Origin of the sequence: Candidatus Afararchaeum irisae (assembly GCA_034190545.1) — an archaeon.
GTDB classification, from domain to species: Archaea; Halobacteriota; Halobacteria; order Halobacteriales; family Afararchaeaceae; genus Afararchaeum; species Afararchaeum irisae.
On sequence record JAXIOF010000105.1, the window covers coordinates 1 to 11,603 of the forward strand.

12 protein-coding genes are annotated in these 11,603 nt (G+C 56.4%); 4 read left to right on the forward strand and 8 right to left on the reverse strand.

The window, feature by feature from the left end:
- The coding region (locus tag SV253_09840) for a hypothetical protein (protein ID MDY6776351.1) at positions 1 to 278 on the forward strand (278 nt) is incomplete at its 5' end.
- Here the strand turns inward: SV253_09840 and SV253_09845 are convergent.
- Positions 247 to 750 carry a CinA family protein gene (locus SV253_09845; GenBank protein ID MDY6776352.1) on the reverse strand — a complete coding sequence of 168 codons (504 nt, stop codon included), beginning with the start codon at positions 748 to 750 and terminating at the stop codon, positions 247 to 249. The two genes, SV253_09840 and SV253_09845, sit on opposite strands and share 32 nt — an antisense overlap.
- A 28-nt stretch (positions 751 to 778) precedes the next feature.
- Complete coding sequence (locus SV253_09850; protein MDY6776353.1) at positions 779 to 2,044, reverse strand: hypothetical protein; 1,266 nt, start codon at positions 2,042 to 2,044, stop codon at positions 779 to 781.
- 191 nt (positions 2,045 to 2,235) lie between these two features.
- On the opposite strand from SV253_09850, the gene SV253_09855 reads away from it, so the two are divergent.
- The gene (locus tag SV253_09855; protein MDY6776354.1) at positions 2,236 to 3,702 is read left to right on the forward strand and encodes a c-type cytochrome; all 1,467 of its coding nucleotides are present in this window, start codon (positions 2,236 to 2,238) and stop codon (positions 3,700 to 3,702) included.
- A gap of 130 nt (positions 3,703 to 3,832) precedes the next feature.
- Here the strand turns inward: SV253_09855 and SV253_09860 are convergent, their stop codons facing one another.
- Complete coding sequence (locus tag SV253_09860; GenBank protein MDY6776355.1) at positions 3,833 to 4,762, reverse strand: branched-chain amino acid transaminase; 930 nt, start codon at positions 4,760 to 4,762, stop codon at positions 3,833 to 3,835.
- Between the two features lie 93 nt (positions 4,763 to 4,855).
- On the opposite strand from SV253_09860, the gene SV253_09865 reads away from it, so the two are divergent.
- Positions 4,856 to 5,695 carry a geranylgeranylglycerol-phosphate geranylgeranyltransferase gene (locus SV253_09865; protein ID MDY6776356.1) on the forward strand — a complete coding sequence of 280 codons (840 nt, stop codon included), beginning with the start codon at positions 4,856 to 4,858 and terminating at the stop codon, positions 5,693 to 5,695.
- A gap of 3 nt (positions 5,696 to 5,698) precedes the next feature.
- Here the strand turns inward: SV253_09865 and dnaJ are convergent, their stop codons facing one another.
- Genes dnaJ through artA form a run of 5 tightly spaced genes read right to left on the reverse strand, consistent with a single transcriptional unit; the run spans position 5,699 to position 11,123 of the window.
- The gene (gene dnaJ / locus SV253_09870; GenBank protein MDY6776357.1) at positions 5,699 to 6,898 is read right to left on the reverse strand and encodes a molecular chaperone DnaJ; all 1,200 of its coding nucleotides are present in this window, start codon (positions 6,896 to 6,898) and stop codon (positions 5,699 to 5,701) included.
- 15 nt (positions 6,899 to 6,913) lie between these two features.
- Positions 6,914 to 8,851, reverse strand: a complete 1,938-nt coding sequence (gene dnaK / locus SV253_09875) for a molecular chaperone DnaK (protein ID MDY6776358.1) — start codon at positions 8,849 to 8,851, stop codon at positions 6,914 to 6,916.
- Between the two features lie 55 nt (positions 8,852 to 8,906).
- The gene (locus SV253_09880) at positions 8,907 to 9,473 is read right to left on the reverse strand and encodes a nucleotide exchange factor GrpE (protein ID MDY6776359.1); all 567 of its coding nucleotides are present in this window, start codon (positions 9,471 to 9,473) and stop codon (positions 8,907 to 8,909) included.
- Between the two features lie 60 nt (positions 9,474 to 9,533).
- Entirely contained in the window at positions 9,534 to 10,235 is a 702-nt protein-coding gene (locus SV253_09885) for a metallophosphoesterase (protein MDY6776360.1), read from the reverse strand.
- Positions 10,236 to 10,289: 54 nt separating this feature from the next.
- Positions 10,290 to 11,123, reverse strand: coding sequence for an archaeosortase A (artA, locus tag SV253_09890; protein ID MDY6776361.1), 834 nt, complete (start codon positions 11,121 to 11,123; stop codon positions 10,290 to 10,292).
- A gap of 100 nt (positions 11,124 to 11,223) precedes the next feature.
- Between artA and SV253_09895 the strand changes: the two genes are divergently transcribed.
- Positions 11,224 to 11,394, forward strand: coding sequence for a hypothetical protein (locus SV253_09895; protein ID MDY6776362.1), 171 nt, complete (start codon positions 11,224 to 11,226; stop codon positions 11,392 to 11,394).
- Positions 11,395 to 11,603: the final 209 nt, after the last annotated feature.

Below are 11,603 nucleotides of genomic sequence, written 5' to 3' on the forward strand. Positions count from 1 at the left end.
CGAGCCCGCGAGATCGGAGATCTCGGAACGGGGCTTGTCCCCGAGGTACTTCACGCAGGAAGTACCTCCTCGTCTCTTTAGTCTGGTTTCTCGGGGTTACGTCAGTTCTACTCCTCGAACTCAAAACCGAAACGAATCTGATACCCGATAGAAGCTTCGTCACGAGAGGCGTCGTCTGGGGCGTAGTTATCGGAGTAGGAGTTGGAAGTCTGAGCTACGGCTTGGGTGCCGGGGTCAGGAAAGTCCTCAGATCTCAATCTCGTCGAGGAGATGTCTGAGACAGCCCTCCGCCATCTTCTTCTTGATCTGTCTCCTGTCGCCGTCGTACTCGTCTCTTCTGACCGACGTGAAGGAGTCACAGGTTCCCCAGTCGCCCGAGTAGGCGACGGCGGTATAGACAGTCCCGACGGGCTTGTCGTGGGTACCGCCCGAAGGACCTGTGATACCCGTGACTGCGATTCCCCAGGTCGATCCTGACGAGTCACGCGCTGACTGTGCGAGTTGGCGCGCTGTCTCTTCACTCACAGCACCGTACTCGTCGAGTGTCTCCCTTCTCACACCGAGTTGAAGCTGTGAACCGTACGAGTAGACGACGTATCCTCTCTCGAAGAAAGACGACGAGCCGGCGTAGTCAGTCAGGATCGACGAGACGAGACCTCCCGTACACGACTCGGCGACTGCGAGGGTCTCGTCTCTCGGGCTGAGACTCTTACGTATCTTCTCGACAGTCTCACGTACGGTGTCTGTCATACCATAGAAAAAAGTAGTCTATTCCCGTCTAAAGAACCTTGTAGACGACTACTCCTGCGACGATCAGAACCACGACTGCTATACCTATCGTGGTTAGGGGAAGGCTCGATCCCCCGTCTCCGCCGCCCTGTCCCGATCCGTCTCCTCCTGTGCCCGCGCCTGCACCTGTGTCTCCGCCGGCTCCCGCATCTCCAGTGTCACCCGATGCAGTGCCGTTGGGTGTCTCGGGGAACGTCACCGAGATCTCCTCTCCGCTGGATATCTCGCGCGAACTCGTGAGCATCGGAATCGGAGCGTTTCCGACGACGAGGTTTGCGGAGTAGTTGAGGTTATCGGTCGTGTATCCTCCTCTCGGCACGACTGCGACGGTTCCCGTGTCGTACTTTATCGTCTTTGAGAGTCTGTAACTCGGGATGCTGTAAGCGATACCTATCTGAGTTCTCTGTCGACCTGCGAGAGTCGTGTTTATATAGGCTGTGTTACCCTCGCGCTCGTAGGGAACCCTCTGGTTGTTGAGCATCGCCGCGCTCAGCTGTGCGTTCTCGGGAATGCCTATCTCAAGCTGTCCCTTGAAGGGTCTATCAGCCGTGTTGACGATATTCATCGTCTCTATGACATAGAGCTTCGAGTCGTCCGAGGTATTCGTCATGTTAGCAGGTGGTGTGTTGGAGATCTGAAGGACATGATCCGCAAGCTGTCCACCTGATGACTCTATGACTCCTATGTCACTCGTCGGCTCTGTGACCTCAATAGTCACATTAGTAGCGTTGACTCCGGTAGTGACCTTTTGCCTATAAGGGACATCGTTGACTATGACCTCAAGTGTGTACGTCTTGCCGTACTGAAGAGGTGTGAAGTTGAATCCGCCGTCGAGACGTGTAAGACTCGCACCCACCATGAGACCTCGACGGTTGATAATGTTGATAGCACGTCCCGTCACATTAGTACCGTTGGGTCTCACTACACTTCCGCTCGCTGAGGAGTTGAGAATTATGTCCCCCGACTCATTCCCGCTTATTAGCTTGTAATGTGACATCCTCATGTAGTTCATACGCAGGAAGTAGTTCTGCGCGTCGGCTATGTTCTCGAACGTATAGCTTCCGTTCTCAACCTGTGTCGTCGACGAGTTGGCTACGCTCTGGAAGTTCTCGTCGAGAGGAGTCACAGTCACATTATATCCTGAATCCACGTCGTTCTGTATCTCGACCTTACCACTAAGCTCCGCAGCAGATACCCCCGAAGCCATCAGACCGATTCCGAGTGCTACTATAACAAGAACTCGTAATTTCCTCATTCTTCTGTCACTTGTGTAGATCGGGTCTTCGACAGGGTTATATCTAACGTATTGACCACACGCGCCGGTTTCAGCCCGTAACCCACCCAAGTTACATACAAATTGCACATAAATACCACGTGGTTGTACGGGTATTAGTCAAAGTATTTATGTCAGAGGAAGAAGAAACTACGCCGTAGTGGTATTCAAAGATGAGTAGATCGTCAAGACGCAAACAGATAGCTATTATAGCCGGTCTGGCTGCAGTGTTGGTATTAGCAGGATGTATGGGGGGTGGGGGTAACGGTGGAGCGCCCGACAGCGGTGCTGGAGGAGACGGCGCACCCACTAACGACACAACCCAAGACGGCGGAGACCAAGGTGGAGTGAACGGCGGCATGGAAGCCGAGCCCGTATCACTCCCCGGAACGTGGACGGGATACAAGTGGTTAGACGAGGACATCAGGAAAGCCGACGGGCTCAAGCACAGAAACGCAAGTGTAGAAGGGGCACAGTACAAGTTCGTCCCTAAGAAGATGAACGAATCCACTCTTCCCGGCGGAAGACGTGGCGAACTCATCAGATACGGACGTAAGCTCATGGCGAACACGTCCGAGATGATGCCTCAGTACGTCGGAAACAACCTCTCGTGTGCTAACTGCCACGGTGGAGGAGCACTTCCGACAACCACCGGAATGGTGGGACAGGACATCAAGCTGATTCCGTTCGTCGGAACCTCGGCGGGCTACCCCGAGTGGACGGGACGTACATACAGAATGCGTAATCTACGTCTCCGTATCACGGGATGTTTCCTCCGTAGCATGAACGGTGGACCTAACGCTCCTGCCGGAGAGCTTCCGCCTCTCAGGAGCAAAGAGATACAGGCGATGGAGAACTACATCGTCTGGCTCGGTAAGGGTACACCTGCTGAGACGATGCCCTACTGGAGACATCTCAAGAAGCAGAGCGCAAAGGAGCGTACACCTGTCCAGAACACCAACCCTGTCAGAGGTGCGAAGCTCTACCTCGAAAACTGTTCGAGATGTCACGGCAAGGACGGACAGGGCATAGCATCACAGTACCCACCCATATGGGGCAACGGATCCTTCAGCGACGGAGCAGGCATGAGCCGTCTCTACACGTCAGCAGCGTTCGTACGTGAAGCAATGCCTTACAACGGGGCGCACCAGCTTACCAACTGGAGCGACGTCCAGGATGTCGCCGGATTCGTCAACTCGCATAAACGTCCGCATCTCGACCGCCAGCCTATCGACTGGGCCACATCGACACCAATGAACGACTCCTCGGGCATAAGGGACGAGGCGCTCTACTACGATCGCCTCCAGTACAAACTCGGCTATGACATCAACCCGATGACGAAGAAGATGCTCGTCGGCGGACTACCTGTCGGAACACAGCCGATCAACCAGAGTATGCTCGAAGGTCTCAACATATCGAGATACGACAAGCCCCTCAGAGACGTCAATGTCTCTGACAGATACCCGTCGTGGCTCCACAAGAGTCAGGTTCCTGACTCGAACATCTCAGCCTGGATGGATCACCACTCACCCAGACCTGAGAACCCATGGTGGGAGCAGATGGGCATAAGTCTAGAGACGATACAGAAGAAGGGAGCACAAGCTGCAATCGAGCAGGCTCAGAGCGGCTCAGCGTCGTAGAGTAGAACAGTAGAACAGACAGCCTTTCGTTTGTTTTATTTTTAGGTGAAGACGAGTAGCGGAGCGGCTACTAAGACGAGACAGAATCCAGAAGCCAGAAGACGGAAGAACAGAAGGAGAAAGGTCTTACTTACTCGTCGCCGACGAAGTCGAGCCAGGCGTCGTACTCGGGACGTTCTCCCTCGACGACGTCGAAGAAGGTACTCTGTATCTCCTCAGTGATCGGACCACGTGTTCCCTCGCCTATGACGACGTCGTCGACCTTACGTATAGGAGTGACCTCCGCCGCGGTTCCCGTGAAGAAGAGCTCGTCGGCGTTGTAGAGCTCTCCACGTGAGATGCTCTTCTCAACGACCTCGTATCCTAGGTCGTTCGCTATCTGGGAGACGCTCCTTCTGGTTATTCCGTCGAGAACGCTCGATCCGAGACCCGGAGTGTAGATAGTTCCGTCGTCGACCATGAAGAGGTTCTCCCCGCTTCCCTCTGCGACGTCACCCTCCTTGTTGAGCATTATCGACTCCTCGTATCCACGTTCGAGAGCCTCTGTCTTCGAGAGGAGCGAGTTGACGTAGCCGCCGTTGATCTTCGCCGTGGTTGGCATCTGTGACGAGTGGTACCGCCTCCAAGATGAGACCTGAACCTCGACGCCGTTCTTTATGGCGTCCTCACCGAGGTAGGCTCCCCAGGGCCAGGCAGCGATCGCTGTCCGAACGGGACAGTCGGAGGGATCGACTCCGAGAGAGTTATAGCCGTAGAATGCGACTGGACGTATGTAACACGACTCTAAGCCATTTTCTTCTATGACCTCGTGGGTCGCATCGACGAGTTCCTCGACCGAGTAGTCGAGGTCTATACCGAGTGCGTCGGCACTGTTATGGAACCTCTCGTAATGGTCACGGTGTCGGAAGACAGCGGGTCCTCGGACGGTGTCGTAACACCGGATTCCCTCGAAGACGCCGCTTCCGTAGTGGACTACGTGTGAAAGGACGTGTATCTGAGCGTCTTCCCAGTCCTTGAGATCTCCGTCCATCCATATCTTGTCGACATCTCCGAATGCCATGTTACATACTTGCAAACAGACTTATTACTACTTACGGTACAACGTGGTGGAAACGAAGCTAAAAAGGGAAGTCTCGACGAAGTCCCAACACCAGTGAGATCCACACCGAAAGAGAAGGTGAAGGCGAAGGCTGTCATCGAGATAACACGTCCCGCTAACTCGGTCTTCGCGGGCTTCGCCGCTGTGATAGGAAGCTTCATAGGCGGCTTCTCGTTAGTGCCCGCAGTAGCCGCGGCGACAGTGACAGTCTTCGCAACCGGGGCGGGAAACGCAGTCAACGACTACTTCGACGCCGAGATAGACGCCGTGAACCGTCCTGACCGTCCGATACCCAGCGGACGTCTCTCGGAGAGGGAGGCTCTCGGAACTGCGTCGTCCCTGTTCTTGCTCGCGTTCTTCGTCGTACTGTCTCTTCCGCCTCTCGCGATAGGTATAGGTGTTCTCAACCTGACCGCGCTCGTGACCTACTCGTCACATCTCAAACGTGTTCCGCTCGTCGGAAACCTCGTCGTAGCCTACCTTACGGGAAGTGCGTTTCTCTTCGGTGGCGCAGCCGTCGGAGGAGTCGAGTACACAGCAGTCCTCTTCGTACTGGGTCTTCTCGCGACTCTCGGCAGAGAGATAGTCAAGGACGTTGAGGACATAGAGGGCGACCGCGAGGAGGGTGCAAGGACTCTTCCGATAATCTGGGGGGAAACGAGGTCGCTCATGCTCGCCTCTGTTTCTGTCTTAGTCGCAGTGGGTCTCAGCCCTCTTCCGTACATAAAGGGTATCTTCGGCTTCGCTTACCTCGTGGGTGTAGTGCCCGGCGACCTGATTCTCTTAGCCGGAAGCCTCATCTCTTGGAAGAACCCGTCGAAGGGTCAGAAGCTACTCAAAGTGGGAATGTTCGCGGCGATGGGGGCGTTTGTCTTAGGAAGAGTAGTGGCTTAGTTATCAGTTAAGCCCGCTCATCTTCTTGATCTTGTCGAAGAAGCCCTCGTCAACTTCGATCTCGTCGCCGCCAGCCTCGGCGAACTGTCTCAGGGCTTCGGTCTCCTCGTCGTTGAGGTCGGACGGGTCGGGAGTCACGACCTGTATGTCGACGTACTCGTCTCCACGTCCGCGTCCTCTCATACGTGGCATGCCCTTGTCGCGGAGTCGGAACCTCTCTCCGCTCTGTGTACCCGACGGTACCTCCATCTCGACCTCGCCGTCGAGTGTCGGGACTCTGACTTCGCCACCGAAGACCGCCCTCGGGAAGCTCACGGGATGTGTGTAGTAGATGTCGTCGCCCTCACGGTCGAATCTGTCGTGATCCTCGACCTCGACCTGTATGTAGAGGTCGCCGTCACGTGACCCGGCTTCTCCGGCGTTTCCTCCGCCAGAGACTCTCAGAGTCGTGCCGTCCTCGACCCCCGAGGGTATACGTACCCTCGTCGTCTCTGTCTTTGTCTTCTTCCCGCGTCCGTTACAGTCGGGGCACTCTTCCTCGATTATCTGTCCCGATCCGCCACAGTCGGGACACGGACGGACGGAGGTCGTCGTGCCGAACGGAGTCTGCTGCTGCTGACGTACCTCTCCGCGTCCGCCACACGTCTCACACGTGTGTACGCTTGAGTCGTCCTTCGCTCCGGTTCCTCCACAAGTCTGACACGTCACGTCGTGGGAGTAGGTCACCTCGCGTTCGACGCCCTCGAATGCGTCTTCGAGGCTTATCGTCACCGTCGTCTCGACGTCGGAGCCCCTGTCGGAGCCTCTGCCACGTCCACGACCTTCGCCGAATCCGAAGAGGTCGTTGAAGAGATCCTCGAAGCCACCCATTCCGGAGGCTCCGGCTCCGCCGCCGAATCCACCGGCTCCTGCGCCCGCACCTGCTCCGGCTCCCGCACCCTGGAAGCCGTCCTCGGAGGGATCGAAGCCCTGTTTCTTCGCCTGTTCGAACCTCTGGTGACCCATCTGGTCGTAAGCCTGACGGGCGTCGTCGTCACCGAGTACGTCGTATGCTTCCTGTACCTTCTTGAACCTCTCCTCGGCGTCGTCGTGGTCGCTTATGTCGGGGTGGTACTCACGCGCCTTCTCACGGTACGCCTTCTTGATCTCGTCTTCAGAGGCGTCCTTCGAGACGCCGAGTACGTCGTAGTAGCTCTGGGTCACCTGTCTCACCTAGTTTTACTCGTCTTCTTCGTCGGCGTCTGAGTCTACGTCCTCGAAGTCGACGTCGTTGAAGTCGGCGTCTCCGGCTCCGGCACCGCCTGCGCCCGCACCTGCACCTGCACCGGGTCCTGCGCCAGCGCCGGGGTTAGGTCCTGCGCCCGCGCCAGCACCCGCAGCGCCTGCACCAGGACCTGCGCCTGCCTGAGCCTCCTGCCCGCCGTAGATCTCCTTTCCTATCTCCTGTATAGCCTCCTGGAGATCCTCGGTGACCGACTCGATCTCTTCCTTGTCGGCGTCTTCGTCTTCAAGGACTTCCTCGACGTCGTCTACGGCACTTTCGACCTTCTCGACTGTCTCATCGCTGACGTCCTCCTCGTTGTCCTCGAGCATGCTCTCGGCGTTGTTGACCGCGCTCTCGGCGGCGTTGCGCGCCTCTATACGTTCCCTGCGCTTCTTGTCCTCCTCAGCGTGTTTCTCCGCCTCGTTGACCATATCCTCTATCTCCTCGTCTGTGAGTCCGGTTCCGCCCTCTATCGTGACCGACTTCGACTCTCCGCTTCCCTTGTCCTCAGCCTCGACGTTGACGATTCCGTTCTCGTCTATCGAGAAGGAGACCTCGATCTGGGGGGTTCCGGCGGGTGCAGGTGGGATACCCGACAGAACGAACTCGTCGAGTAGCTCGTTGTCCTCTGCCATCTCACGTTCTCCCTGGAAGACACGGACGTTGACGCTCGTCTGGTTGTCGACAGCGGTCGTGAAGACCTTCGACTCCTCGGTCGGAATCGTAGTATTCCTGTCTATGAGACGTGTGAAGACTCCGCCCTTCGTCTCTATGCCGAGCGACAGCGGAGTAACATCGAGGAGAACGAGGTCGTCGACCTCTCCCGAGAGGACTCCACCCTGTATCGCGGCACCGAGTGCGACTGCCTCGTCGGGGTTGACGTCCTTACGCGGCTCCATTCCTATCTTGTCTTTTACGGCTTCCCTCACAGCCGGGATACGTGTCGATCCTCCGACGAGTATTATCTCGTCTATTCCGTCGACTCCGACGCCGGCGTCCTCTATCGCCTGGTCGACAGGTCCCATCGTCCTCTCGACGAGATCCTCTGTCATCGACTCGAACTTCGCACGCGAGAGATCTTTCTCTATATGCAGGGGACCCGAGTCGTCGGAGGCGACGAACGGGAGGTTGATCGTCGTCTCCTTACGGCTCGAAAGCTCTATCTTCGCCTCCTCGGCGGCGTCCTTGAGACGCTGGAGAGCCATCTTGTCGTCACGTAGGTCGATTCCGTGCTCTTCCTCGAAGTCGTCGGCTAGCCAGTCTATGATAGCCTGGTCGAAGTCGTCTCCTCCGAGTTCGTTGTCACCGCTCGTCGAGACGACCTCATATACTCCACCTCCGAGGTCGAGTATCGAGACGTCGAAGGTTCCTCCTCCGAGGTCGTATACGAGGACGGTCTGGTCGCTCTCGTCGTCGAGTCCGTAAGCCATCGCCGCCGCAGTCGGCTCGTTGACGATCCTCTCGACCTCTAAGCCAGCGATCTTGCCCGCGTCCTTAGTAGCCTGTCTCTGTGCGTCTGAGAAGTAAGCGGGAACGGTGATGACAGCCTTCTCGACTTCCTCTCCGAGGTAGTCCTCGGTATCGCGTTTGAGCTTCTGGAGAGTCATCGCCGAGATCTGTTCGGGGGTGTAGGTGTCGTCGTCTATCTCGACCTCGTAGTCCTCACCCATGTGACGTTTGATGCTCTGTACAGTCCTGTCGGGGTTCTGAACCGCCTGGTTCTTCGCGGGCTTCCCTATGAGACGTTCGCCGTCGTCGGAGAAAGCCACGACGGAAGGGGTAGTACGTTCACCCTCGGCGTTTTCGATTATCTCGGGGTCGCCACCCTCCATGATAGCCATCGCACTGTTCGTCGTACCTAAATCAATTCCTACGATCTTCTCGGTTGTCATGTTCTACTTACCTCAAGTTATTACTCCCGTTATTTAAAAACTTTGGCAGTTTCTTCTACTCGTCGTCGCCCTTCGCTACTGTGACCTTCGCGGGACGGACTACCCTGTCCTCCATCACGTAGCCGTCCTCGTAGACGTCGACTATCTCGCCCTCCTCGTGTTCGTCGGAGTCGACACGCATCATCGCCTCGTGTACCTCGGGGTCGAACTCCTCCGTGCCTATCCTCTCGACGCCCTCGGATTCGAGTATACGGTCGAGTTCGTTGTTGACCATCTCGACGCCCTCACGTATGTCGCCCTCCTCGTCGAGAGCCCTTTCGAGGTTCGACTTCACAGTCAGAAGCTCCGAGACGAGGTCGACTGTGGCGTACTTAGAGAACTCCTTCTTCTTCTTCTCCGCCCTCTTCTTGTAGTTCTGGAAGTCCGCCTGTACCCTCTTGAGACGGCTTTCGAGATCCTCGATCTCCTTCTGTCTCTCGTCGAGCTTCGACGAAAGCTCCTCTACGGTCTCCTCCTTCTGACGTAGCCTCTGTCTTAGTTCGTCGGCGTCAGCGTCTTCTAAGTCGTCGGTGTCAGTGTCAGTGTCAGTATCAGCCTGAGTTTCAGTGTCTGAGGAGCCCATCGAGTTAGTCACCTTATTAACCATAGCTTTCCGTCCCAGTCACATAAGGGTTCTAATTTGCTACAGCATACGCCGGAACTCCCTCAGACGCGGGAACTCCAAGACTTCGCCTTTCTGCTTCTCTACTGCGACCTGGAACTCATCGAGGTCGCGTACGAAGGGACTCATTAAGTCGGCAGAAGACATCTCGTTTATGGCGACCCCCGAGAAGAGAGGACTGAAAGCGGGGAGCATCAGCACCTTCGACGACTCGAAGTCGCCGTAGATGTAGCAGTTGGTCTTCTCCATCTCTATCTCGACTGTCGGATGGTCGTGCCCCACGACATAGAGGTCTGCGTCGGGTAAGTCGGCGGGGATCGTGTCGCCGTGTGTGAATACGACCCCGGAGCCCGCCTCGTAGAACCTGCGTGTCTCTACTACGGAGTCGAGCATGCTGTCGTGGTTACCCTCGACGAAGACGACCTCGGCGTCGTATGACTCTACGACAGCCCCGAGACGTTCGACCGTCTCTGCGTTGTCTCGTATCTTCCCGAAAGAGTGGAGGACATCGCCGTTGAATACGAGAGTCTCGGGATCGAACTCGGCGAGTACGTCCCTCAGCTTGTCTTCGAGTGTCTCCGACTCGTAGAGAGGCATCGAGATCCCCTCGTCGTGTGCCTCCGCCTCCCTTCCGACGTGGAGGTCGCTGACTCCGACAGTCTGGGTCTCGGGGAGATAGACGGAGTCGTTGTAGAACTCGACCTCGACGTCTCCGATTCTCATTCTCGGAAGTACCTAAGATCTGTGTACGTATCCGTCTTCCGCGTTAGGGTTACGTTACGCCGACTTCCCCGCGAGTACGTCTAAGACGTCAGTGAGGAGGTCATGAACCTCGGGCATCAGACGGACGATGACCGCCGTGATACCTATGAGGACGACGACGCTCAGAGACTGTGAGATGACCTTGTCAGCCCAGAAGAAGCTCGCGTATCCGTAGGGCTCGCCCATCATGCGGCTTATAGTCTCCTCTGCGAGAGGGAACCACTGGTAGCCGTACGAGGTCGTGATGAAGGCGTTCCTTATGAGGTTGAGGACGTATATCGAGGGTATCGAGACACCGAGTGCCTTTATCTTCTTGTCGAGCGGAGCGTCGACTGCGGCTACGACTCCTCCGAAGATAGACATGCTTCCTATTCCGGTACACGCGAGAATTATGTAGGTGACGTAGGTCTCTCCGGTCGCGGGGTTAGTGGTCACGAATGTGTTGACGACGCCGTCACGTGTAGTGAGAGTCGTCTCGACTCCGAGTATCTGGAGGAGACGGTACGACTGTCGCGCAGTGTGTTCTATGAGTGCCGCCCTGAGAGGGTCGACGAATGCGAACGGCAGGTATATGAGACCCATAGCGGCGACTGCGTGGCTTAGCTTCACGAGCGAGTCACGTTGGTTCGTGTATATCTCGTAGGCAACATAGACCGAGACGGGGAGTGCGACTAAGACGAGTATGCTCTTTATGAAGCTGTGTGTCTCCTGGTAGTAGACGGGAAACCGCATCATCCAGTAGGCTCCGAAGGCTATCCATCCTCCGGCGGCTAGCTCGTCGGACCAGTCTTCGAGTACCATGCCGGCTAGGAAGAGACCTATCGAGACCCATATCAGAGGACCGACCATATAGAAGACTTAACACGTACGGATAAAAGCTTACTGGCGCGGTAGGTGGCGTGTTAACTCTTCCCAAGACTTATAGGATGTCGAGCCGAATTACACAGTTATGAGTCTGGGACAGAAGGGAAGAGAAGGTTCGTCCGGACGTAGAGGCTCGCGCTCGGGGTCTGGAGCGCTGAAACGTGCGGTCGGTCTCGTGAGATACCATCTACGGAACTGGCACACGATGTACGTCGAGATGTCTGTGGACGCGGTTTCGGGCTCGGAGTCTGACTGAACCCGTCTGTACCGAAGTAAAAGTGATAGGGGCAGAGGTCTGGACTGGAGCCCTCTTGTTCTGGGTTCAGGCGTCACGGATGCATAAGGACGGGAGCCGACCTACCACGGCTCCGGTCACCACAAAGAGCCGACGTGGTATAGTTATACGTAGTACAGGAGAATACCTGACCCTTCAGGGTCAGGATGAATCCGTTCTCGAAGTTACCA